The organism is Gluconobacter sphaericus NBRC 12467 (assembly GCF_006539125.1).
Classification (GTDB): domain Bacteria; phylum Pseudomonadota; class Alphaproteobacteria; order Acetobacterales; family Acetobacteraceae; genus Gluconobacter; species Gluconobacter sphaericus.
Genome location: NZ_BJMK01000001.1, coordinates 386946 through 411289 on the forward strand (window position 1 = coordinate 386946; position 24344 = coordinate 411289).

Annotated in this window: 22 protein-coding genes; 13 read left to right on the top strand and 9 right to left on the bottom strand. The window is 59.7% G+C overall.

Features of this window, described 5'->3' with window-relative positions:
* The first annotated feature begins 17 nt into the window (after positions 1-17).
* Positions 18-674 carry a uroporphyrinogen-III synthase gene (locus GSP01_RS01795; RefSeq protein WP_141349995.1) on the top strand — a complete coding sequence of 219 codons (657 nt, stop codon included), beginning with the start codon at positions 18-20 and terminating at the stop codon, positions 672-674.
* Here the strand turns inward: GSP01_RS01795 and secB are convergent, their stop codons facing one another.
* On the bottom strand, positions 675-1196 hold the full coding sequence (gene secB, locus GSP01_RS01800; protein WP_141349998.1) for a protein-export chaperone SecB: 522 nt from the start codon (positions 1194-1196) through the stop codon (positions 675-677). It abuts the gene before it with no gap.
* Between the two features lie 115 nt (positions 1197-1311).
* Between secB and GSP01_RS01805 the strand changes: the two genes are divergently transcribed.
* From GSP01_RS01805 to GSP01_RS01825, 5 genes are all read left to right on the top strand, one after another.
* Positions 1312-2187 (top strand): Tim44/TimA family putative adaptor protein, encoded by an 876-nt coding sequence (locus GSP01_RS01805; protein ID WP_228123654.1) that lies wholly within the window; start codon positions 1312-1314, stop codon positions 2185-2187.
* Positions 2188-2199: 12 nt separating this feature from the next.
* Complete coding sequence (gene mltA / locus GSP01_RS01810) at positions 2200-3342, top strand: murein transglycosylase A (RefSeq protein WP_141350000.1); 1143 nt, start codon at positions 2200-2202, stop codon at positions 3340-3342.
* Positions 3339-4157, top strand: a complete 819-nt coding sequence (locus GSP01_RS01815) for a DNA-methyltransferase (protein ID WP_141350002.1) — start codon at positions 3339-3341, stop codon at positions 4155-4157. The genes mltA and GSP01_RS01815 overlap by 4 nt, the downstream gene beginning before the upstream one ends.
* A gap of 81 nt (positions 4158-4238) precedes the next feature.
* Positions 4239-5729 (top strand): cytochrome-c peroxidase, encoded by a 1491-nt coding sequence (locus tag GSP01_RS01820; RefSeq protein WP_174787512.1) that lies wholly within the window; start codon positions 4239-4241, stop codon positions 5727-5729.
* 467 nt (positions 5730-6196) lie between these two features.
* The gene (locus tag GSP01_RS01825) at positions 6197-7705 is read left to right on the top strand and encodes a glycosyltransferase family 61 protein (RefSeq protein WP_141350006.1); all 1509 of its coding nucleotides are present in this window, start codon (positions 6197-6199) and stop codon (positions 7703-7705) included.
* A 63-nt stretch (positions 7706-7768) separates the two neighbouring features.
* Here the strand turns inward: GSP01_RS01825 and GSP01_RS01830 are convergent, their stop codons facing one another.
* Together GSP01_RS01830 and GSP01_RS01835 are read right to left on the bottom strand one after the other, a co-directional pair.
* Positions 7769-8962, bottom strand: coding sequence for an alpha/beta hydrolase (locus GSP01_RS01830; RefSeq protein ID WP_141350008.1), 1194 nt, complete (start codon positions 8960-8962; stop codon positions 7769-7771).
* Positions 8963-9090: 128 nt separating this feature from the next.
* Entirely contained in the window at positions 9091-9300 is a 210-nt protein-coding gene (locus GSP01_RS01835) for a hypothetical protein (RefSeq protein ID WP_141350010.1), read from the bottom strand.
* A gap of 161 nt (positions 9301-9461) precedes the next feature.
* Here GSP01_RS01835 and GSP01_RS01840 point away from each other — a divergent pair, with 161 nt between their 5' ends.
* Positions 9462-10025, top strand: coding sequence for a Smr/MutS family protein (locus GSP01_RS01840; RefSeq protein ID WP_255320845.1), 564 nt, complete (start codon positions 9462-9464; stop codon positions 10023-10025).
* A 5-nt stretch (positions 10026-10030) separates the two neighbouring features.
* On the opposite strand, the gene GSP01_RS01845 is transcribed toward GSP01_RS01840, so the two are convergent.
* Together GSP01_RS01845 and hemF are read right to left on the bottom strand one after the other, a co-directional pair.
* Positions 10031-11113 (bottom strand): hypothetical protein, encoded by a 1083-nt coding sequence (locus GSP01_RS01845; RefSeq protein WP_141350013.1) that lies wholly within the window; start codon positions 11111-11113, stop codon positions 10031-10033.
* Positions 11110-12027, bottom strand: coding sequence for an oxygen-dependent coproporphyrinogen oxidase (gene hemF, locus GSP01_RS01850; protein WP_141350015.1), 918 nt, complete (start codon positions 12025-12027; stop codon positions 11110-11112). Before hemF ends, GSP01_RS01845 begins: the two co-directional genes overlap by 4 nt.
* A gap of 274 nt (positions 12028-12301) precedes the next feature.
* Between hemF and GSP01_RS01855 the strand changes: the two genes are divergently transcribed.
* A complete protein-coding gene (locus GSP01_RS01855) occupies positions 12302-13192 on the top strand; it encodes an S-methyl-5'-thioadenosine phosphorylase (RefSeq protein WP_141350017.1) in 891 nt (296 codons plus the stop codon).
* Between the two features lie 49 nt (positions 13193-13241).
* On the opposite strand, the gene GSP01_RS01860 is transcribed toward GSP01_RS01855, so the two are convergent.
* From GSP01_RS01860 to GSP01_RS01870, 3 genes are read right to left on the bottom strand one after another with little or no spacing between them, the layout of a single operon-like run.
* Complete coding sequence (locus GSP01_RS01860) at positions 13242-13505, bottom strand: hypothetical protein (protein WP_228123653.1); 264 nt, start codon at positions 13503-13505, stop codon at positions 13242-13244.
* 1 nt (position 13506) lies between these two features.
* Entirely contained in the window at positions 13507-14253 is a 747-nt protein-coding gene (locus tag GSP01_RS01865; RefSeq protein ID WP_141350020.1) for an SDR family oxidoreductase, read from the bottom strand.
* A 7-nt stretch (positions 14254-14260) separates the two neighbouring features.
* On the bottom strand, positions 14261-14986 hold the full coding sequence (locus GSP01_RS01870; RefSeq protein WP_228123652.1) for a dienelactone hydrolase family protein: 726 nt from the start codon (positions 14984-14986) through the stop codon (positions 14261-14263).
* Between the two features lie 42 nt (positions 14987-15028).
* Between GSP01_RS01870 and GSP01_RS01875 the strand changes: the two genes are divergently transcribed.
* The 5 genes from GSP01_RS01875 to GSP01_RS01895 all read left to right on the top strand — a co-directional run bounded on the left by GSP01_RS01875 (position 15029) and on the right by GSP01_RS01895 (position 21094).
* Positions 15029-15235 carry a DUF4169 family protein gene (locus tag GSP01_RS01875; protein ID WP_141350022.1) on the top strand — a complete coding sequence of 69 codons (207 nt, stop codon included), beginning with the start codon at positions 15029-15031 and terminating at the stop codon, positions 15233-15235.
* A gap of 130 nt (positions 15236-15365) precedes the next feature.
* Positions 15366-15656, top strand: a complete 291-nt coding sequence (gene groES, locus GSP01_RS01880) for a co-chaperone GroES (RefSeq protein ID WP_062027127.1) — start codon at positions 15366-15368, stop codon at positions 15654-15656.
* A 50-nt stretch (positions 15657-15706) separates the two neighbouring features.
* A complete protein-coding gene (groL, locus tag GSP01_RS01885; RefSeq protein WP_099285285.1) occupies positions 15707-17347 on the top strand; it encodes a chaperonin GroEL in 1641 nt (546 codons plus the stop codon).
* 281 nt (positions 17348-17628) lie between these two features.
* Positions 17629-20580 (top strand): TonB-dependent receptor domain-containing protein, encoded by a 2952-nt coding sequence (locus GSP01_RS01890; protein ID WP_174787513.1) that lies wholly within the window; start codon positions 17629-17631, stop codon positions 20578-20580.
* A gap of 163 nt (positions 20581-20743) precedes the next feature.
* Positions 20744-21094, top strand: coding sequence for a hypothetical protein (locus GSP01_RS01895; RefSeq protein ID WP_141350026.1), 351 nt, complete (start codon positions 20744-20746; stop codon positions 21092-21094).
* Between the two features lie 205 nt (positions 21095-21299).
* Here the strand turns inward: GSP01_RS01895 and GSP01_RS01900 are convergent, their stop codons facing one another.
* A complete protein-coding gene (locus GSP01_RS01900; protein ID WP_141350028.1) occupies positions 21300-24227 on the bottom strand; it encodes an ATP-dependent DNA helicase in 2928 nt (975 codons plus the stop codon).
* Positions 24228-24344: the final 117 nt, after the last annotated feature.

Consider the following 24344-nt stretch of genomic DNA (forward strand, 5'->3'; position numbering starts at 1 on the left):
GTCCTGAACCGGGTCGCATGGTTCTGGTGACCCGGCCGGAGCCCGGACTGTCCGCTACGATGGCGGAGGTCCGGGCACTCGGCTGGGAGGCTGTGGCGTGTCCGATGCTGGACATCACGACATTTGAACCTGTTGCGCCGGGTGAGTTCCGGGCCGTACTGGTGACGAGTGCCAATGCGTTACCTGCGCTGCGGGACTGGCCTCGGGACCGTCTTGTTGTGGCGGTGGGCGCGCGGACGGCGGTACGGGCGCGCAAAGCCGGGTTTATGAATGTCGAGGCGGCGGACGGGGATGCGCTGGCTCTGGCGGCGTTCTGCCGGGCGCGGGGCGTTGTGGGCGCGGATGTATTGCTGGCCAGTGGCGAGGGCTATGGCGTGGAAATGGCGCGGGATCTGGGTGTGCAGCGGATCGAGGTCTATGCGGCATCCATGTGTGTCTCTCTGCCGGAGACGGCGCGGGATGCGCTACGGAACAGACGCGTTGAGGCGGTGTTGCTGTATTCGGGAAAGACGGCCGACGCGTTCAGGGGAGCGCTGGGGGCCGAAGACGTCACGGCGCTGTCTGCCGTGCGGGCGCTCTGTCTGTCAGAGGCCATTGCCGCGCGCCTGAACCCGAAGGAATGGCGCGCGGTGATGTGGCCCGATCCGCTGGAGCAGCTCGGGCCGGTAGTCTGATCAGGCTTCGCCGGCGGGTTCCGGGAACTGCTGGGCGCGCTTGGCCTGCCACAGGGCAACGAAGTCGATCGGCTGCAGCACGACGGGCGGGAAGCCGCCGTCACGTGTGACATCGCTGACGATGGAGCGGACATACGGGAAGATCAGGCGGGGAACTTCAACCAGCAGGATCGGTTCGATGAGCTCCTGCGGCGGGTTGTTCAGCGTCACGACGGCGGCGTAGGTCAGTTCGGTGATGAACACCGTGCGACCGGCCTGGCCACCTTCCTGCGCCGGCGGCTCGGCGGCTTCGGCGCGGACAGCCAGGGCGACTTCATAGACGGCCTGATCTTCTTCCAGGCGGTTGGCCTGGACGTCGATGTTGACGGAAATCTGCGGAGCAGAGCGCAGTGTTGCGAAAATGGAAGCGCCAGCCGGCACTTCGAAGGACAGGTCCTTCGTGTACTGCAGGTTGATGGCCAGCGGCATGGCCGGCACGTTTTCCTGGCCCAGGGTAGCGTTGTCGGTGGTGTTCTCTGACATACAGTCTCCGGTTCCGCAGGGGCTGGGCCCATGGCGGACATCGATTGGAACGATTGCGATTTCTCGGCGGTAGCATGATGTCCGCTGTCCGCCAAGACACGGTTCTGGCGGACAGATGGTTGAGATCGGACGGATTGCACCCTATCTACAGGTCAACGGATCTTTAACCGAACACTGCGAAACACAGGCCTTCATGTCTTCTGACGACATCCATCTCCCCGCCGGCCTCATGGCTCATGCGGGTCATTATTTTCCCTGGGACCTTGTGGTCCTGTTCGTGCTCGCCGTGGCGCTGGGGGTGAGGTTGTACCGTGTTCTTGGCCGGCGTGTCGGGATGCAGGGGGTGCGGCAGGAACGTCCAAGGGGCGGGTTTGGTCCGGGTGTGCAGAAGGGTGTGGCTCCGGATGCCGCACGTCCGGGCGTTCCGCCGCCGCTGCCCGGGCAGTTTGCAGGGAAGCCGGGGGCTGCTCCCGGGGTGTTTGATCAGGCTGTGCCGGATGTTGCGTATGAAATTCCTGCGCCTGCCACGCGGGTCGGGACGGTTCTGGGTGAGATCGGGTCCGTTTTTCCAGGATTTTCGCCTGATGGTTTCCTGAAGGAAGCCGAAGAAACATTCCGTCAGGTGGTTCCGGCTTTTGCGGTCGGTGACCGTACGACGCTGGAAAAGCTGCTGACGCCAGCCTCCGTGGACTCTTTTTCCGCGGCGATTGATGCGCGGGTGCAGGCGGGCGAGACGCAGCGGAGTGATCTGCGCGGGATTGAGAGCCTGTCCATTCTGGATGCGATGCTTGTGTCTGCGGAAGACGGGACGCGGGTCGGCCGAATCGAAGTGAAGATCGTGTCGCGTCAGGTGAATATCCTCACGGATCGTGAGGGTGAGCCACTGGTCGGAACCGAGGCCGTGACAGAGTTCCATGATTTATGGTTGTTCGAGCGTGTGGCGGGGCAGTCCGATGCACGGTGGCGTCTGGCGGCGTCGCGTCCGGCCTGATCGCGTTATCCTATGAAAAAACTGCTGACTCTGCTGACGCTTGGCGCGCTGTGTGGATGCACGCCCCAGAATGCGCCGTCGTCGCTTTCGCTCTCTCCTGTTGGATATGATTCGCTTGCCGGATGGGAGCAGGAGGATTTCACCTCCCTGATGCCACTATTGCGGGATGAGTGTCATCGTCTGTCGCAATTGCCACCCGAGACGCTGCTCGGCGGGAGCGAGGCCATAACCTATGGGCGTCATGCTGCCGATTGGAGCAATGCCTGTGCGGCGCTGGAGACGGCTTCGGATGCACGGACTTATCTGGAGACGTGGTTCCAGCCTTACGAGGTGGGGACGGAGGCGTTCTATACGGGGTATTTTGAACCCCAGATCCAGGCTTCCCTGACGCGGGGTGGTGCGTATCAGACGCCGGTTTACGGGCATCCGCGTGATCTGGTCCGGGCGAAGGCGACCAATGGGCAGATGGTCAGCGGGCGCTGGGTTAACGGGCAGTTTGCGCCGTATTATGACCGTGCCGCGATTGATGGCGGAGCACTGGCGGGGCAGGGGCTTGAGATCGCCTGGCTGAAAAGTCCGGTAGATCTGTTTTTCCTTCAGATTCAGGGTTCGGGACGCCTCATCCTGCCGGATGGCGGGCAGGTGCGTGTGAGCTATGACGGTCGCAACGGGCAGGCTTATGTGCCGCTCGGGCGTGTTCTGGTGCAGGACGGGGAACTGCCGGCGGATGGTGTCAGCATGGACAGCATCCGGAACTGGCTGGAGGCGCATCCGGACCGGATGATGTCCGTTATGGAGCGTAATCCGAATTATGTGTTTTTCCGTCGCGATGACGGCAATCTGGCTCAAGGGCCGAAGGGAGCGTTCGGGATGCCGCTGACGGCTGGACGTTCCGTGGCGGTCGATCGGTCCATGGTGCCGTTTGCGATGCCGCTGTGGGTCGAGACGAAGCTGCCTTATGGGACGGGTCAGCCGGTGACCTGGGATCATCTGGTATTTGCGCAGGATATTGGGACGGACATCAAGGGTGCCGGACGGGCTGATCTGTTCACGGGCTGGGGGGCGACCGCACAGTCCGTGGCGGGGAATCTGCATGCTCCTGGCCGGATGATGATCTTTCTTCCGCGACCGCCTGCGGATTCTGCGGCGCAATGATCCGCAGTCGCCGGGAGAAGCTCGGTGTTCATACGCTGATCCGGGGGGACTGTACGACGGTTCTCAAGCGGATGCCGTCGCAGAGTGTGGACGTGGTGGTGACCTCGCCGCCGTATAATCTGGGGGTGCCGTACCGGACGTATCAGGACAGGCTGCCGGAGGATGCGTATCTGGACTGGCTGGAGGATGTCTGCACCAGTCTGTGCCGGGTGATGAAGGATGACGGCTCGTTCTTTCTGAACATTGCGGGGTCATCCTCGCAGCCCTGGCTGCCGTTCGAGTTGATGACGCGGCTGCGCAAGCTGTTCGTACTTCAGAACCACATCACCTGGATCAAGTCGATTTCGGTGGGTGAGATTACTTACGGGCATTTCAAGCCGCTGAATTCGGCGCGCTTCGTCAATCGCAACCATGAGCATGTGTTCCATCTGACGAAGACGGGGAACGTGCCGGTGCAGCGGCTGGATGCAGGTGTGCCATTTACGGACAAGAGCAATATCGTGCGGCGGCAGCACATCACGGACCGGCGGTGCCGGGGTGATACCTGGTTTATTCCTTATGAGACGGTGCGCAGCCGTAAAGAGAAGTTCAGCCATCCGGGAACGTTTCCGGTGGCACTTCCCGAAGCCTGCATCCGGTTGCATGGGCTGCGGCCGGGTGGGGTGCTGCTGGATCCGTTCATGGGATCGGGCACGACGCTGGTGGCGGCGGAACGGATGGGCTGTGTGGGGATCGGGATTGATACCGATACGTCTTATGTGAACGTGGCGCGCAAGCGGGTGCGGGCTGCGATCGATTATGAGGACGAGGATTAATCGACAGCACCTGTTTTTCTGACAGGTTCAATCACTTTGACTTGCAATGCCATTTTCCCACATTGTCACGACACCGTGAGTATGAGGAGAAAAGTGGTGCGTTCCAGCGTGATTACAAAGGGAATTGCCGGTTTGATGGCGCTGGGCGTTGTCGCCTGGGGCGGGACTGTCACTTATCTTGAGCATTTCGATCATGCTGGAGCACCGCAGCTTCCTGCCAGCAGCCCGACGCGTCAGGACCCGACGGCCATGGCGGCGTTCACGGCTCTGCGCGAAGTGCGCTGCGATTACTGCCATACGCAGAATGCGAACCTGCCGTTCTATTTCAGTCTGCCGCTGGCCAATCAGATCATGAAGCGCGATCTGGTGCAGGGGCAGCGCCATTTCGAATATGCGCCGGTGCTGGCTGCATTGCAGCAGGGCAAGCCGCCTTCGGTTGAGCAGCTTTCCCGTATTGAGGAAGTCATCACTCAGAACCGGATGCCGCCGGCGGCCTATCTGCTAATGCATCCGCATGCGCATCTGAACGAGAAGCAGCGCGCGGACATTCTGAACTGGGTGCGTGAACAGCGTGAGCGTTACTATGCGACGCCGGGTGTGGCGGCCCAGTTCCGTGGTGAGCCGATCCAGCCAATTCCCGAGAGCGTGAACGTGGATTGGAAGAAGGCCGAGCTTGGCCGGGCACTGTTCTTCGACAAGAGGCTGTCCGGTGATGGCACACTTAACTGTGCGAGCTGCCATGGTTTGAACAAGGGCGGCGTGGACAATCTGACGACGGCAACGGGCATTGGGGGCCAGAAGGGGCCGATCAATGTGCCTAGTGTCTATAATTCTGTGTTCAGCATGGCGCAGTTCTGGAATGGTCGCGCTAAGGATCTGGCGGAGCAGGCGGCTGGTCCGGTCATGAATCCGCTCGAAATGGGTTCGCATGACTGGGCGACGGTGGCCGAACACGTTCGCAGCACGCCTGCCTATGCCGGGCAGTTTGAAGCAGCTTTTGGCTCTGATGTGATCGACAAGAACACGATTACGGCGGCCATTGCAGAGTACGAAAAGACGCTGATTACGCCCGACAGTCGTTTTGACCTGTATCTGAAGGGCGATGCGAAGGCGATTACGGCACAGGAAAAGCGCGGCTATGAGCGGTTCAAGGAAATCGGCTGTTCTGGCTGCCATAGCGGTATTGCCGTGGGGGGCGACGCCTATGAGATCCTTGGTTTGGAAGGGCCGTATTTTGAGAACCGTCATACGAAGCTGACGGATGCTGATGAAGGCCGTGTGGCTGTGACGCATAAGGAAATTGACCGTGAGCGCTTCAAGGTTCCAAACCTGCGCAATGTCGAGCTGACGGGGCCTTGGCTGCATGATGGCTCGGCGACTACGCTGGAGCAGGTCGTGCGGGAGATGGCACGTTATGAAACGCCGGATCATGACATTGCTGATCAGGATGTCACGGATATCGTGGCGTTCCTCAAGACGCTGACGGGTAAGTATGAGGGCGTTCCGCTGAAGGATGTGTCGGCTGACCAGCCATTGCAGGCTCCTATGTCGGGTTCTAATGCCCCGAACTGACGTTTTAGGATTTTAGTACTACAGTTACATTTTTCTGAGAGTTCTGAATCTGTGGATAACCCTGATTCAGAACGAGATGAATGGCACGATGTCAGCGGAGCGTTTTGGGGCAACGAGCCGCGCAAGAGCAGTTGAATGTGGGCGGAAGCGGTAGGAGACCGGGGGCGTGGCGCTAGCAGGTGCTGCTGGGCCGGGCTTCCGAGGGGGCCGTTAGGTTCAGGTATACCTCTTGCGTATCAAAATAAAAACGTAAATGTGGTGCTAGTAAAAATCCGGAGGAAGGCAAATACTCCGGATTTTTTTGTATATACAGAACCGTTAATATGGATGACGATTGTATAAAGTGGTTTTTATTGTGAATTAAATTTTTTGGTTACTTCTTTGTGGGTTTTAATAAGCGATATGGACAGCGGGGAATAGCTTCGCTATCGGTTTGAAACAGAACTATTTTCAGAACAGGATATGATATGAGCGATTATATCAAGGATTGCATCAAATATGATATTTCCGGTTCTGTTTTAGAGGGTTTTCCGGAAGCTTTTGAGCGACGCAATGTTCTGTACGTGCCGCGACGAGAGGGCGGTTTGGACAAGGACTTTGGGTTATTTGATGAAACAGGCCGACAGATCCTAGGAAATGCTCTTTTTTCAAGTTATCCGCCTGTATTGAAAACACAGGCTCTGACGACGCAGAAAAAGGGAGAGGCAGCCTCCTACCAGGACAGGCCTGTTGTGTATGGGGGGTGTATTGGCGACCATTACGGCCATTTCATCACGGAATGTCTGAACACACTCTGGTATTTTTCAAGGGAATGCTCACCGGAAACGCTGGTGCTTTTCCATAGTGACATGACCGTTGAAGAGATTTTTTCCAGACCATGGATGGTCGATCTGCTTCGTTATGCAGGGGTCCGAAAAGAACAGATTATTATTCCTCGTGTAGCATTGAGATTTTCTTCCATTACCATACCGGGGCAGGCTTTTTCTGAAGATGGTTTTGTTTACACGGGCTATGCAAAATATCTGAAATCGCTGTCGTTGAAGGCGGTCCAGGAAAGCAGTTTTGATTTCCAGGGGATGGTGTATCTCTCGAGGGCTAACCCTCTCTACGATAGTCGGCTGCCCTGTAACGAAGAGGATCTCTGTGCCGAACTTTCGGGGCGTGGAGTAAAAGTTGTTCGACCTGAAGACCTGTCTGTTGCCGATCAGATCAAGATATTTAACGCCAATATTGTCATAGGGCCTATTGGTTCGGCTTTTCATACATCGATCTTTGCGGGGGTGCCGAAAGGCATAGCCATCTGCCCGCAAGAGCGGCCTATTGCGCGTTCATACGAATTGATGGATGCGGCGCATGATGCCGAGATACGCTATGTATACAGTGAGGATAAAGTAGATCCTTCCACGCTTGCGGAAGTTCTGGTGAATGCTGCGGGGTTACAGGCATATTGGAAAAAAATAATAGAAAAATTGAGGCTGGGATTTCTAGAGCGAAAAAACAGAGGAAATATTTTCTTTGTAGGCCATGAGAATATTCTTTTTTCGAGAGATGCGAAGGAATCCGGGGATTATGACGTTCTTGTAGCCACCGTGGGTAACAGGTCATTTATTTTTGCAAATCAGCCTTCTTTGCCCCCCTTTTTCATTGAAAAAGAATTAAGCGAGACGAGAGTTATCTCCTATCTGAGATTCGAAGAAGAAAGCGGTATCGGATTCCAAAATCCGGTAAATAAGAAATGGCTGAAAGCAATTCCGTCGGAATTAAAGAAACATCTTCATTGCGATGCGGACCACGTTAATGATTGGGAACTGTTCCGACTGAAATCTGTGGAGCATCCGGATTTCTCCGGTGATCTGAAAGTTCTTCTGGAAGCGTTATCTTATCTTTCTGACACGGGAGATGTGGCTGGGTGCCTGACGATTGCGCCCTTTCTTGAGGATGCGCTTCAGCGGTTTGAAAGCTCCGATTGTCAGTAGAGTTTTCTCTTCTGACAATCGTGCCGCCTGCGGGGATTGAAGAGAGGCTTTATTTACCTTGGTTTATTGAGGAACAGGATTGCACTGCGGGGTGACGGGCTGGCCTGTCATGACGGCTGTTGTGAAGAGGGCGGAGTCCGGCAGGGAGGCGTTGACTGTCTGGCTGTGGTCCAGCCCCTTGTAGATATGGGCCTGTACGGTTGAGCCCGCGGCGCAGGCGGCTTTGACCAGACCCAGCTGAAGGGCGGGGGGCACGTCGCGGTCGTCCGTTCCGGTCCCGGTGAAGAGGGGCTGGGCCAGTTTGAGGGTCGGGAACGTCATGGCTTTCAGGGCCGGGCTCATGGCCTTGAGGAAGGTTGGCTGCAGGCTGTTCTGAAGGGTCAGGCCTGCGTCTTTTGCCTGTTGGGACAGGGAGGTCAGGCATTCATGGGCGGCGTTGCGATAGACGGGCAGCGCCTTGGCCGTGAAGGCTTCTTCCGGACGGAAATGGGGATCGCGTCCTTCCAGTCCGGCGGCGAGATAGAGGACGTAATTGATTAGTGGGCTGTAGCCCGCGTCGGGCTGTGAAGCGGCCTTGAGAAGGCCTCCGAGGAGGTCGGGTGTTACATAAGGCGCACCGGTTGCAACGGTGCCGCGGATGTTGAGTTCAGGCGCGTAGGTTGGCGCATAGGCGGCCGTGGCGACGGCGGCAGCGCCCCCCTGTGACTGGCCGACGATCATGATCTGGTTTTTAAGATCCGGGACGTTGGTGAGTGCCGCGCGGACACTGTCGAGAACGCTGTAGGCTTCGACGCGGGTATCCAGATAAGCGTGGGTGCCAGGTGTGCCGAGACCCTGATAATCCGTGGCAACGATGGCGAAACCGCGCTTCATCCATGTGGAGAGATAGACGCTGTTGCGGTCGCTGTAGGGATTGAGCGACGGGGCGCAGCTGTCATCGACGCCAACGGTGCCGTGGGCCCACGCAACGATCGGCCAGCCGCCCTGCGGGGCCGGTCCGGCGGGCAGGATGATTTCGGCGGTGACGGGCACGAGACCTTTATCGGTGATGCCGTTCGTCGAGAGATAGGTAATGCGCAGGGCGCGTCCGGCGTCCGGAAGGCTGAGAGCAGCGGCCAGAGGGGCTGAGGCCGTGATGGTGCCTGGCTTGTGGGCTGTTGCCGGTGCTGCGGCATGGGCGCCGGGGGCAAGAGTACAAACGCAGAGGGTCGTGCTTGCAAGAAGAGGCAGGATCTTGCGCAGAAGTGGCCGGGACATGGGAAATCCTTTTGTCAGTCTCGCTTCACGGAGCCGGTGAAGGTTACATCGGACGAGAGCGAGACTGACGGCATGTCCTAGAACGTCAAGTGAATTTACGAGTTTCAGGGTGGATTGGCTGTCTTGGCTCAGTCGTCCCGGGCAAGGCGCTGGTCAGCGGCTTGGTCGATCCGGTCGCGTTCCTCCATTGTGAGGAGGCCGCGCTTGTATTCCTGTGTGGCGCGCGCCTTGGCGTTGCGGGCGCGGGCGCGGGTGTCGATCGGGTAGGCACGTTTTTCGGTGAGGCCGAAGGCGCTGTCGGGCAGGGCGTTGCGTTCTTCCTGTGTGAGATGGCTCATTGTCTTCTCTTCCGGAAATGAAACCTGACACTCACCGTATCAGTGCGATGCAGGGTCTGAAATCCTGAAAGAACATTGTTCAATGATACCGGAACCCGTTACATGCTCGGGACCTGAATTCCCTGTCGGGAGAGGCAGGTTGGACAGCAAGCGGGGGTGGTGTGGCGAAGCGGGATTTGAGGGAGGACGAGGCGACGTTGTGGCGGATGGTTGTCCGTGACATCAAACCGTTGCGTTCTCCGCGTGCGCCGCGCCGTGCAGCGCCTGCGGCGAAGATCGAGCCGCCTGCGCCTATGCCTGAGGCTGCGCGGTCTGTGCCTGTTGTGACGCGCCGGTCGTTTGTGCCCGCGCCGTCTGTGAAACCTGCGCCGCGACCAGTGGAGTTATCTGTTGGCGTGCGTGCTCCGGGGTTGGATGACACGAGCTGGAAGCGTCTGTCACGCGGGAAGATGAAGGTGGATGCGCGGCTCGATTTGCATGGATATGTCGTGCAGGAAGCGTTTGAGCGGCTTTATGATTTTATGCAACGTGCGCGGGTGCGAAACTGGCGCTGCGTTGAGGTCGTAACCGGGTTGGGGAGCGGGCAGACCAGTGGGCTGATTCGCCGTGAACTCCCGCTCTGGCTCCAGCGGGGGGATCTGCGATCCATGGTTCTGGCTGTTGTGCATCCCCATGAGGCCAATCACGGGTCGGTCCGGATTTTGCTGAAAACCCGCCGCCGCTGAGGCTGTCAGAGGTGGCGGGTTTCCTGCCCTTCGCGCCAGCGCGGAATATTGACGGCAAGCCAGCGGCGCAGGGCCAGGGTGGCACCCAGGTCCGGAACCGTTCGTGACAGGAACGGCGCAGCGTTTTCGCCGGTTGCCAGCTTGAAATGATGCAGATCGGCCCATCGGCGTACACCCGTATCAGCAGAGGTGGCCGCGCAGGCATGGCTCCATTGCGTGACGATTTCGGGTGGTGTCAGCATGGGAAGAGCGATGGCCATGGCTGTGTCGGCAGCGGCGGAGACGGCCTGCCACGCATGATAGAACGGCCCTTCGGGGGCTCGGTGTCGGGCCTGCTGATAGGCTTCCAGAAAATTGGGAATGGTCGTCGAATGCGTGTCGGTCAGGTCGCCGGTGTAATAGATCGCGCTCGTGCCTTCTGGCAGGTTGGCGAGGACGTCATCAAGCGGTCGGTCGAGCGTGTAAGGAGAAATCTGAACAGCATCGACGGTACCCTCATGCAGGGCTGACAGGGCGTTCGATGAATCGACATAGCCGGACACGGGAATGGGGCGCAGGCCGAGGAGGGAGAGCCCCATCAGGGCGTTCAGTTCCGGGCCGTCGATATGCGAAACCGCGAGGCGGACCGGATGGTCGTGGAAGAAGCCCGTCAGGCGGCTGCGCAGGGTCTTGTGCAGTTCCGCGCGCGCGATGACGACGGTTGTGGTGGAGGCCACGAGGACCGGGATCCAGCGACCGAAATCGTAATGGACGCGGGAATCACCGGTCAGGGACGCGAGCAGTGTGGCACCGGGAAGGGCCAGGGCGGTGTTGCCGTCAGGCGCGCTGTTAGCGTCGAACAGGTTGGCGGCACGGACGCCGTCCTGTCCGATGTCGGGTGTTAGTTCGAGTGGTGTCTCCAGCCCCAGGGCGTGGGACAGGGGGCCGCTTGCGAGTTCGGCAAACTGTCCTGGGGTGGAGGCGAGCGTGCCGCCCAGAAGGAGCTTGACATCCGTCAGGGTGCCGGCCCGTGCAGGGATATGCGTGGAGGAAGCGGCTCCAGTCAGAGCCGCCAGCCCCTTCAGGGCTGCACGTCGGGTCAGTCTCACGGCCAGCGGACTTCCGGCGGCATGCTCATGAGGATGGCTTCGGTGTTGCCGCCCGTTTTCAGACCGAACAACGTGCCGCGGTCATGTAGCAGGTTGAACTCGACGTAACGGCCGCGGCGAATAAGCTGGGCGTCACGGTCGACTTCGGTCCAGGGGGTGAAGATGCGTCGGCGGACGATAGTCGGATAGGCGTCGTGGAAGGCCATGCCGACGTCTTTGGTGAAAGCGAAGTCCAGATCGACGTCGCCGGTGTGGAACTGGTCGTAGAAGATGCCGCCAAGGCCGCGCGGTTCGTTGCGGTGGGAGAGGTGGAAATAGCGGTCACACCATTCCTTGAAGCGGGGATAATGCTCTGGGTCGTGGCGGTTGCAGGCGTCTTCGAAAGACTTGTGGAAATAGGCTGCGTCCGCCTGGGCTTCTGCGCTGTCGGGGAACATCGGGGTGATGTCGCCGCCGCCGCCGAACCAGCCTTTTGTCGTGACGATCATGCGCGTGTTGAAATGCGCGGCACTGACATGCGGGTTGCAGGGATGGGCGACGAGGGAGACACCGGTTGCGAAGAAGCGGGGGTCTTCGTCGGCGCCGGGAATGTTCTTGCGGAATTCGGGAGAGAATTCGCCCCAGACGGTCGAGACGTTGACTCCGACTTTTTCGAACACGCGGCCACGCATGACGGACATTACGCCGGCGCCGCCTTCGGGGCGGCTCCAGGCGGTGCGTTCGAAACGGCCCGGGGCTGTGCGGTCACGGAGGACCTGCGAGCCACCTTCAGCGGCTTCGTCTTCCAGTTTTTCGTAAGACGCGCAGATACGGTCGCGGAGGGTTTCGAACCAGGTTTGGGCGTCCTGCTTGAGGGCGTCGTGAGGTACGTCTGGACGAACGGTTTCGGCGAAACCGGGGCTGATCTGGTCCATTTTTTCTTCCCCCGTCTATACAGGACAAAACTTTGTTACGCGCAGTGTCCTAGCAAATCGCGCCGCTGACGAACAGTTGGCTGATGCATGCCTGACGGTGATCCGTGGCGGGACGATGGCGCAAAGACGTTTTCATTTCGTAAAAATGCGCCTGTTTTGTGAAAAAGTTTCTCTTGGAATGCTCAGGCGCAGGCTGGGGGTTCCAAGGCTTGCGTATCGGGCCGTCTCGTGGTCCAGAACGGGCGAGCAGTTCAATCAGCAATCAGGAACAGACATGTCTTCAGAACAGGAAATCCAGCCCGTCATCGGTGTGATCGGTGGCTCGGGGCTGTATGACATTGACGGACTCGAGAACAAGGAATGGCGCCGGGTAGAAACACCCTGGGGCGAGCCGTCGGACGAACTGCTGTTCGGCACGTTTGAAGGTGTGCAGTGTGTGTTTTTGCCGCGTCACGGGCGGGGACATCCTATTCCGCCGTCGCGCCTGAACTTCCGCGCCAATATCGACGCGCTCAAGCGTGCCGGAGTCACGGATATTCTGTCGCTTTCGGCTGTAGGGTCGCTCAAGGAAGAGCTGCCGCCGGGGCATTTTGTGCTGGTGGATCAGTTCATCGACCGTAGTTTCGCACGGGAAAAGAGCTTTTTCGATACGGGCTGTGTGGCGCATGTCGGCATGGCGGACCCCGTTTCGGCGCGTGTGCTGGATGTGGTGCAGGGCGAGGCTGAGACGCTCGGCATTCCGGTAACGCGGGGCGGAACGTATCTGGTGATGGAAGGGCCGCAGTTTTCTACGCGGGCTGAGAGCGAGTTGTACCGTTCCTGGGGCTGTTCGGTCGTGGGCATGACGAACATGCCTGAAGCCAAACTCGCGCGGGAAGCGGAGATGAACTACGCGACCGTTGCCATGGTTACGGATTTCGACTGCTGGCACAGCGACCATGACAGTGTGACGGTTGAGGCTGTTGTGAAGGTCATGACGGGAAATGCGGAGAATGCGCGTCGCCTGGTGAAGGCAGTTATTCCGGTGCTTGGAAAGAAGCGGCCGGTGGATGCGAGCGCCGAGCGGGCGCTGGATCATGCAATCATTACGGCACCTGCCGCGCGTGATCCGAAGCTGGTGGCAAAGCTCGATGCTGTGGCAGGGCGTGTTCTGAAGCAGGGCTAAAACCCTGAACGCCGCGCCGGCGTAAAGCGGGCGCGGCGAATATCATTGATCAGTCGAAATTATGATTCGGATCTGCGTTCAGGTCGATGCCTGCACGCGCATCGTCGATTTCAACACCGTCGAGCTCCGGTGGCGGCAGGTCCTTGACCGGAGTGCCCTGTGGGACGCCCTTGATGGCGATCAGGTCGGTGGCCTTTTCGAGGTAGCCTTCGGGGCCGCAGGCCGGCTTTCCGTCTGCTTCCCACAGGAGGCGCGCCTCGTGGCGGATTGCTGCGTCGCGCTTCGGATCGTCTTTGAGCGGATTGCTGCTCATCTTAGAACTCCTGTCTGGTCGGGCGCAGGACGATTTCATTGATGTCCACGTCGTCAGGCTGTGAAATGGCGAAGGCGATGGCACGGGCCACTGAGTCCGCCGGGATCGCCATCTTATAGAATTCTTCCACGGTTTTGCGACTGTCTGTGTCACCGCTTCCGGACTTGAGTTCACTCTCGACTGCGCCGGGCTCGATGGAGGTGACGCGGAAGGTGTTTCCTGCTTCCTGTCGCAGGCCTTCGCTGATGGCACGGACGGCGAATTTCGTGCCGGAATAGACGGTGCCACCCGGAGCAAAGACCTTCAGGCCAGCGACGGAAGACAGGTTAATGACGTGTCCGGATTTCTGTCTTTCGAACACCGGCAGGGCAGCGGCAATGCCGTAGAGCACGCCCTTGATGTTGATGTCGATCATCCGGTCCCATTCATCGACCATCAGCTTCTGGATGGGGGCGATGGCCATGAGGCCGGCATTGTTCACCAGAACGTCCAGACGGCCGAAATCACGGGTGACGGCGGCGACGGTCTCTTCGACCTCGGAGCGTTTCGTGACATCGAGCGTATAGGCGCGGGCGGTCTGGCCCTGTGCCGAGAGTTCGGAGACGATTTCGTCCAGCCGGTCACGGCGACGGGCGGAGATGGCCACCTTTGCGCCCAGGGCTGCGAGATGACGGGCCGTGGCCTCGCCAAGTCCGGAACTGCCGCCCGTGATGAGGACGACTTTTCCGGCGATGTTGTTCGTGGTCATGGTGGGCTCACTTCTGTTCGAGATGAGACTTCAGGAAACCGATGCTGCGGGACCAGGCGAGGTCGCGGGCATCACGGTTAAAGCTAGGGCGCTCGGGGCAGCCGAAGCCGTGACCGGCGTCGTCATAAACATATTCCTCGACTTCAGGTCGGGCGTCGCGGATCTTCTGGATCTCAGTGTGGGGGATGGAGGAGTCTTCGCCGCCGAAATGCAACTCGACCGGGCAGTGCGGTGCGGTTTCGACATGGTTGCCGATGCTGCCGCCATACCAGCTTACGGCCGCATCTACGTTGTGCGTGCGGGTGGCGGTGAGCCAGGCGAGCAGGCCGCCCCAGCAGAAACCAATGATGCCGACTTTCTTGTGGCCGGCGTCGCGCAGGGCTTTTGCGCAGGCAGCGATGTCGGCGAGGGTCTTGTCGGACGGGATCTTGCTGCGCAGTTCGAGGCCTTCGGTCACGCCGGCCTGTGTATATTCCAGAACGACGTCGGGTTTGACGCGATCGAAGGCGGCTGGGGCCAGAACGTGGAAGCCTTCAGCTGCGAAGTCGTGACAGACGTTGCGGATATGGGAGGTGAGGCCGAAAATTTCCTGAACGACGATGACGGCAAAGGGCGACTCCGCGGAGCCGGCTTCCCAGGCCTTGAAGCTGTGGCCATCGGCTGCTGTCAGGCTGATCATGTGACCATTAGCGCTGGAAGCAGGGGTTTTGTTGTCCGAGGGGCTGTGTTTCATGTCTGTGTATCCAGTCTTGTAATGCCCGGAAGGCCATGAGCCATGAGCGACGTCATCAATCTCCGTCGGGAACGCAAACGCCGCAAGAGCCTAGAGGATGCGAAGGTCGCCGATGCGAACCGCCGTCTGTACGGTCGGACCAAGGGACAGAAGGCGGCTGAAACGCTTGAGAAACAGCGGATGCAGGCGCTTCTCGACGGGCGCAGACTTTCTCCCGGAGCACCTTCGGACGAAAGCGAGAAACCTTGACGCAGAGGGTGGGGACGATTATGTCTTTGGCACTCTCTGTGTGAGAGTGCCAAAATGCACTGCAGTCATTGAGTGCAGCAACCCGGTCACGCTGCTTTGTACAAGGGTGTGGCCATAAATGGAGCGATCCATGACGAAGTTTCGTCCCCTTCATGACCGCGTGGTGGTCCGTCGCCTGACGGGCGAAGAGAAGACCGCTGGCGGCATTATCATTCCTGACACAGCCAAGGACAAGCCGACCGAAGGCGAAGTCGTTTCCGTTGGTCCGGGTGCCCGCAATGAGCAGGGCCAGATCGTGGCTCTGGACGTCAAGGCTGGTGACAAGGTGCTGTTCGGCAAGTGGTCCGGCACCGAGGTCAAGATCGACGGCGAAGAGCTGCTGATCATGAAAGAGAGCGACATCATGGGTGTGATCGGCTGATTAGCCGTCCCCGTTTCCTCTCGTAAAAACCTCATTCAGGAGTAAGAATTATGGCTGCTAAGGACGTAAAGTTCGGCGCTGATGCCCGCGAGCGTATGCTGCGTGGCGTTGATATCCTCGCAAATGCCGTCAAGGTGACGCTCGGCCCGAAGGGTCGCAACGTTGTTCTCGACAAGAGCTTTGGCGCACCGCGCATCACCAAGGACGGTGTGTCGGTTGCCAAGGAAATCGAACTGGCTGACAAGTTCGAGAACATGGGCGCCCAGATGGTCCGCGAAGTCGCGTCCAAGACGAACGACATCGCAGGCGACGGCACCACGACCGCAACCGTGCTGGCTCAGGCCATCATCCGTGAGGGCGCCAAGGCTGTTGCTGCTGGCATGAACCCGATGGATCTGAAGCGCGGCATCGACAAGGCTGTTGGCGTTGTTGTTGAAGAGCTGAAGAACAACACGAAGAAGATCACGTCTCCGGAAGAGATCGCCCAGGTTGGAACGATTTCCGCCAACGGCGAGACCGAAATCGGCGAGATGATCGCTTCTGCCATGCAGAAGGTTGGTTCTGAAGGCGTCATCACGGTTGAAGAAGCCAAGGGCCTGCACACGGAACTCGACGTTGTCGAGGGTATGCAGTTCGACCGTGGCTACATCTCCCCGTACTTCGTGACGAACCCGGAGAAGATGACGGCTGATCTCGAAAGCCCGTACATCCTGATCCATGAAAAGAAGCTCTCCTCGCTTCAGCCGATGCTGCCGCTTCTCGAAAGCGTTGTGCAGTCCGGCCGTCCGCTGGTGATCATCGCAGAAGACGTTGATGGCGAAGCACTTGCTACGCTCGTCGTGAACAAGCTGCGTGGTGGCCTGAAGATCGCTGCCGTCAAGGCTCCGGGCTTCGGTGACCGTCGCAAGGCTATGCTGGAAGACATCGCCATCCTGACGGGCGGCCAGGTTATTTCCGAAGATATCGGAATCAAGCTGGAATCCGTCACGCTCGAAATGCTGGGTCGCGCCAAGAAGATCCACATCGAGAAGGAAAACACCACGATCGTCGAGGGTGCTGGCAACAGCGACGACATCAAGGGCCGTTGCAACCAGATCCGTGCGCAGATCGAGGAAACGACGTCCGACTACGACCGCGAGAAGCTCCAGGAGCGCCTGGCAAAGCTGGCTGGTGGCGTTGCCGTCATCCGCGTCGGTGGCAGCACCGAGGTCGAGGTGAAGGAGCGCAAGGACCGCGTTGACGATGCCCTGCACGCAACCCGCGCTGCCGTTGAAGAAGGCATCGTTCCGGGTGGTGGCACGGCTCTGGCCCGCGCATCGTCCGCTCTGAAGGGGCTGACTTTCGACAACGACGACCAGCGCGTCGGTGGCGAGATCGTCCGCAAGGCTCTGCAGGCTCCGCTGCGTCAGATCGCGTTCAACGCGGGTGAAGACGGCGCGGTCATCGCGGGCAAGGTGCTTGAGAATGACGGTTATGTCTTTGGTTTCGATGCCCAGAAGGGTGAGTACAAGGACCTGGTCTCGGCCGGTATTATCGACCCGACCAAGGTTGTCCGTACGGCCCTGCAGGACGCCGCTTCGGTTGGTGGTCTGCTGATCACGACGGAAGCCATGGTTGCTGAACGCCCCGAGAAGAAGGCTCCGGCCGGCGCTCCGGGCGGCATGGGCGGCATGGGTGACATGGACTTCTGATCGAAGTTCGGTCTTTCCTCCATTTCTTCCAGGGAAGGGATGGAGGAAACTCTGTTTGTTGTAAAAAAGCCTCTGGCCTGCGGGTCAGAGGCTTTTTTTTGTCTATTTAGTTGCTGAAAGATAACGAAAAAAAACAGGTGTGGGGCATAACTGTTGCGTAGAGATCACATGTTGCACCCAAGTGCTCCGTAAAAGCATGGCTGGTATGTATTTTTCGTGACAGTAACGCTCTGAGATCTTTAGAGAGGGTTCATTATTCTTTTGAAGGATCTTGTTCTTTGATGAGCACATCTCGTCGCCATCTGTTGCTGTGTGCATCAATTCTCGGAGTTGGCACCCTGTCCGGGACGGCTTTTGCTGATTCCTCGATGCAGCCGGAACACCGTTCCCACACGGCTGTGCATCACAAGGCTTCCACGTCGACGGTTGCCCCCCGGAGTGCATCGGCCGCTGTTACTGCTCCTGTCGCCACGACCGCGCCGATTTCCTCCAGCCGTCGTCGTGCTGCGCTTCTTGAGGCACAGGGTGTCTCGGGTGGAACCGAGCGGATGGTTGTTACGGGATCGGCTCTGGCCTCCTCGAATAACCAGAATGCCAACCCCGTTCAGATCGTGACGGCGAAGCAGATCCAGCAGACGGGTGCTACGACGCTCAGTGATTTCTTCGCGCGTATTCCGTCCATCGGTGGGACAGGGTCAAACAACGCGGAAACCAACGGTACGGGCGGTGCGTCCTGCACAGACATCCGTAACCTTGGCTCCAACCGCGTACTGGTCCTGATCGATGGCAAGCGTGCCACGCTGAATGGTCAGACGAACTGCATCGATCTGAACGCGCTGCCGGTCCAGCAGATCGCCAGCGTCGAAATCCTGAAGGATGGCGGTTCCGAACTGTATGGCGCGGATGCGGTGTCGGGCGTCATCAACATCAAGATGCGTCATAACCTCTCGGATGGAAACATTACGGTCCGTGGTGGCATTACCGGGCAGGGCGACAACGATACGGGCATGATCTCCGCCTACAAGGGCTGGAATTTTGATCATGACAAGGGCAACCTAACGCTGTTCGGTCAGTACATGACCCAGGGTGGTGTACTGCAGCGTAACCGCAGCTGGGCCAACCCGGTTCAGCTGTCCGATAATCCGGTGGGTTCGGGTGGAGAGTCCTTCGGATCCGGTTATTCCAACTATACGCATGTTCAGAACGCATCTGGCCTGAACGCTGCTGTTGCGCCGGATGGCAAGACGGTGAGCAGCTGGGGTACGAACGACCGTTATGACTATGGTCGGCATCAGAGCCTGCTCAACCAGCTTCAGGATGCCAGCCTCTCGGGTGATTTCCACTACGAGTTCAACCGGCATGCCAACCTGTACTCCAATGTGATGTACTCGCATCGGACCAGTTCGACTTATATGGCAGCCGAGCCGTTTGACGGTTCTGTCCAGCCCAGCACGCTGCCGTCCGTTCTGACCATACCGGCCAATGATCCGAATAATCCGTTCGGTCAGGACGTGGACATCACAAAGCGTCTGACGGAACTCGGGGATCGCCGCGACGAGAACGCCACCGACACGGTCACGGCCAAGGTGGGTGTGAATGGTGAGATTGCTTACGGCTGGAATTACGACCTGTCGTATACTTACGGTTCCAACATGTCGACGGATCATCTGGAGAACGTGGGGTCGTACACGAAGCTGCTGAACGCCTATGGTCTACAGCAGGTTGACCCGTCCAGCGCGACGAGTGCTCTGGTTTATAATCCGTCGGTCTGCCCGTCTTTCGGGTGCAGCAATCCGTTCGGGACGATGGGCAGCCAGGCTGCATCCTACGTCAACTACAACACGAACACGCATTCGCATTACCAGCTTCGTGACTGGAATCTGCGCATCAACAACAACCACGTGACGACGATGCCTTGGAAGGGCGGCGGCGATCTGGGTATTGCGGTGGGCTTCGAGCATCGCGGCGAGCAGCTGACCAACACGCCTGACGAACTGATCAGTAGCGGTCAGAGCCTGACCAATACGGTTCTGCCGACCAGCGGTGGATTCGACGTGACGGAAGGTTATGCGGAAGCCAAGGCGACGCTGCTGAAGAACGTCTTCCTTGCGAAGGATCTGACGGTTGACGTACAGGGTCGTGCGTCTGGTTACAGCACGACGTCGGACACGGCGAAGAACTGGAAGGCGTCCATTAACTGGGCTCCGACGCAGGATATCCGCTTCCGTGGTACGATCGGCACGTCCTATCGTCAGCCGAATGTCTATGAACTGTATGGCGGCCAGTCGCTCAGCTACAACCTTGCCAACGATCCGTGCGATGCGGGGCAGGTCGGCACCTATGGTGCTGCTGCGGCGACGGTTGCTGCAACCTGCGCGAAGCAGGGCATTAACACCTCCACGTTCCATCAGTCCGGTACGGGTCAGGTTCCGACGCTGGGTGGTGGTAATGCGCATCTGTCACCTGAGATCGGACGGACCTACACGTTCGGTACGATCATCACGCCGCGCTGGATCCCGAACCTCTCCATTTCCGGTGAGTTCTGGCACTATTCGATCAACCACACGATCAGCGCGCTTCCGACGCAGTATATTCTGGACGGATGCTACACGGGCACCAACTCTTCGTTGTGCAATGCGATAAACCGTCTATCGAATGGCCAGATCAACACGGTGTCGGCCACGGATCAGAACACAGGCGCTCTGCATGAAAGCGGTGTGGATTTTGATTTCGACTACCGTATCCGCGTGGCACGTCATGATGTCCTCTCGGTATCCAACAATTTCCAGTACCTGCTGAACTACACGCAGCAGCTCGTTCCGGGTGGCGCGTTCACCAACTACACCGGTGCGCTGCTGTATGCCGGTGGTCCGAACAACGGCAATGCATCCTATGGCATTCCGCGCGTTCGTGATTATGCGACCTTCGGCTGGACCCATGGTGCGTTCACGGCGACTTATATGATGCAGTTCATTGGTGGGATGCGCTGGAACGATCAGACCGAGTTCCTGAACTCCACGACGGCTGGCCGTTACAAGACGCCGATGATGATCGAACAGGATCTGACGCTGGCTTATCGCTGGAAGAAGTGGAACTTCGAGAGCGGCATCAACAACATCACCAACAAGAAGCCGCCGTTCGTGGCCAGTGGCGTGGATAACAGCGCCGGCGCGACGTATGGCAGCTTCTATCAGGGACGTTATTTCTTCCTGCAGGCCGGTCTGAATTTCTGACCCTGTCAGTCTGAAAAATGGCCTGGACCTTTCGGGGTCCTGAAGAGCCCCCGGCCTGTGTGGTCGGGGGCTTTTTTTTGTGCGAATTTTTCGGGAGCGTACTTTCTTGATTGAGGGCCGGTAAAACCTGTCGAAATGGAACATGGGTCTCGGAGAGAGGCTCATGAGCGGAAATATCGACGATCTTGCAGCGCGGATCAGGGAAGCCGAAGGCGGCCGTGAGCGCCTTCTGGAGAAGTTCACGGTGTTTTGCGCCCTGGCCTTTTCCTCGCCAGGAAGTGGTGTCACGCAGGTTAGAGCGGACGGTCGAGATCGAGGGTTTTTCCCTCGGTTTAAGACGCGGATTTTTAAGTTGCGCCGCGAGGACTTTATGGTCGTAGCCGGAATTGCGTATGAGGTCCGCTGCGTGGTCATCAGCCGTAAGCAGGTTCCTGTTCGAGACTGGACCGTGCAGTTGCGCCAGAAGATGCACGAGGCGGGACGGCGGTTCCGGGGTAGGCTATGGCGGGATTGACGGGTTTTCGCCCGCGATGGGGCTGTTTTCGTGGTCGTCCGGTGTGAAGATGGAGCCTCAATTCCGGGCTTTTTATGCCCTGGAAGGGCGATCTCGAACTCTGTTGCGGGTGGGCGTACGAGCAGGAAAAGGAATTGCGCCAATTTCACGACCGTCTGGCCAGCAGCTGCCAAGTCTGTCGTAGCAGTCGGTTCGGCCTTTGGGGTCAGCCCTGAAGGAGGGGAGGTCCGTTTTCCTGTTCCTCGGGGCGCAGGAAGCGGGCGATGTCTTCCAGTGCTTCGGCCAATGGCATGCGGCGGACGTCTACGCCGTCGGGGAAGGCGGAGAGGAGGCGTGAGGGCATGCGGCGGTCCAGCATGACGAAGACACCGCGATCGGTGCCCTGACGGATCAGGCGACCGAAAGCCTGTCGTAGGCGCATGCGGGTAATGCGGTCGTCGTAATCGCCGGGACGCCCTTCGGAGAGTAAGCGGCGGCGTTCGCGGTGCAGTATGTCGGGGCGGGGCCAGGGTGTCTTTTCGAACACGACCATGCGCAGGGCTTCGCCAGGGACGTCCACGCCATCGCGCATGGCGTCCGTGCCCAGCAGGCAGCTATGGGTTTCGGTGCGGAAGACGTCCACGAGGGTGGCGTTGTCCATCGCATCGACATGCTGCGCGTAGAGCGGGAATCCCTGCGTTTCCAGCGGTTCGTGGATACGGCGATGGACTTCGCGCAGACGGCGGATAGCCGTGAACAGGCCGAGCGCACCGCCGCCTGCCGTTTCGAACAGTGCGCGGAAGGCATGCGCGAGTGACGGGATTTCACCTGAGACGTCCGTGATGACATAGGCGCGCGTCTGCGTGGTGTAGTCGAAAGGGCTCATGACCGAGGCGCGGATGGGCGGCTTGAGGAAATGCGTGGCGCCCAGACGTAGTTCGGCCGCGTGCCAGCTTGCCTCGTTCTGGGCGTCTCCATGGCCTGTCTGGTCGCGCAGGGTGGCGGAGGTCAGGAGTAAACCATGCGCCGGTGTCTGGATTGTTGAGACGAACGGGATGGTCGGGTCCAGCCAGTGGCGGTAGAGGCCGATATCGTGGTCGCCCTGTGTTGCGCGGGTGCGGGGCAGGCGTTCGGTGCGGATAAAGTCCACGAAAGTGGGGGTGATGTCTGGTTCCGGCGGCGTCTGAAGAGCGTCCAGCATGCCGATCCAGCCAGACAGGCGGCTTATGGCGCGGCGGTGCAGGGTGCGGATCATGGCTTCGATGCGCTGGCGGGTCGGGGCGTCCATTTCCGCATCGTCCTCGACCTGTGCGGCAAGGCGATCGGCCAGCATCCTGATGGGATCGCGCAGGCGGGTCAGGGCGCGGCTGAGGGTTTCGGCGGTGCTGGCGACACCCTCATTGACGGGATGCAGATCACATTCCGCCGAAATATAGCCGTCGCGGCTGTCTTGGGTCTGTCGGGCACGGAGTTGGTGGTCCAGGGCGCGGAGGAAGGCTTCGGACGGGTTGTCCTGCGTGGGTTCTTCGGGGATCAGCAGAGCGGGTGTGTCGGAAGGGGGTGTAGAGTTTTCGTCGGCCGGGTTCTCGGGGTGTAGGCGCGTGCTCCAGCCGGGGGCGGGGAGGCTCCGCGCTGCCTGTAGCGCGGCTTGCAGTGGCGTGTCGATCATGGGCAGGCGTTCGAGCAGATCATCCAGACGGCGTTGCAGGCCACGGGCGCGGGAGCGGCTGCCTTCTGCGCCCAGTAGCCAGCGGCGGAGTTCGGCGGCTTCGAGGCCGGACAGGGCTGTGGCGAAGGCACTGTCGGCGGCGTCGGGGATGTGATGACCTTCGTCGAAAACGTAGCGCGTGGGAGTAGTGTCTTCGTCCGGCAGGCCGGGCGGGGCAAGGGCGGCCCAGGCGGCCTGGGAGAGGACGAGGGCGTGGTTCGCGACGACCAGATCGGCCTGACGAGCACGGCGGATGCCGTGTTCGACGAAGCAGGTTTGATAATGCGGGCAGGCCGCGTGGATGCATTCGCCGCGTCGGTCGGCCACGCCAAACAATGTGCCGGAGCCGAAGAGTTCGCCAAACCAGCCGGGGAGATCGCCGCCCATAAGATCGCCGTCGCGACTGGCTTCGGCCCAGCGGGCGAGCAGAGCCATCGGAAGGAGCGCGGAGTAACCGTCAGGGCCGCGGGAACTGGCGACGTTGAGCAGGTCTTCCATGTTCAGCAGACACAGATAGTTTTCACGGCCTTTGCGGACGACGACCTTGTTCCGCAGGGTCGTTTCGTCCGGGTAGAGGCGGCGGAGTTCCTGCTCGATCTGGCGTTGGAGATGGCGGGTATAGGTGCTGACCCATACGGCGCCATCATTCTGCTCGGCCCAGAGGCTGGCGGGGGCGATATAGCCGAGCGTCTTGCCCGTGCCGGTTCCGGCTTCTGCGAGGACGACATTGGGCGAGCCGATGCTTTCGCGCGGTTCGAACGCGCCAGTGGCAACGGAGGCGAAGTCGGCTTGGCCGGGGCGGATTTCAGCTTTTTCTCCAAGGATATCTCGCAGGCGCTGACGGGCCGCGTTTGGGGAGACAGGCTGGCTTCCGGGTGCGGGACGCGGGGCGGTTTCTTCCCAGCGCGGCAGGCGCTTCCAGATGCGGATGGCCTCGTAAGGGTGTGCGCCCGTGGTGTCTCGCGGGGGGCCGAGAATGTCCGTAACTTCGCCGCTCCAGGCCCATCCGGCGCGGGTTAGGGGAACCATAAGAGCGCGCAGGAGGGTGCCTTCGGGCGTTTCGGCCTTGTGTCGCAGTTCGTCGAGCAGGGTTTCGCACAGAACGGGGAGGAGATCCGCACCGATGGTTTCGGGCGGTTCGATACCGAGGGCGAGCGCCAGTCCGCGTGGGGTGGGGGCGACGGTTGTGGCAGGGCGGACGAACAGGAACAGGTCCAGCAGGTCGAACCACGGCACGGGTTGGGATAACGGGGAGAGGTCCAGCGCCCGCAGGGCGGCGGGGCCGTGGACCAGAAGGGGCGGGGGAAGTTGGGTGAGGCGCTCGCGTGTTTCTTCTGCCGTGAGGTCCAGCAGTTCGCCATCCGGGGTGAGGAGCGAGGACAGGCCGCGACGGGCGACGAGGGCCGGAGCGTCGAATGGCGAGAGAAAGGTGGGGGCGCGGGGCATTCTCGCCATTGTAGCGGTTAGGGGAAAATCGGGCGAGGATGTTTTGCGGGCTTTGCGAACGGAACGTGAAAGCTGGCTGTCTTCAAGGGCTTGGGAAGTGCGGAAAAGTCTTTGAAA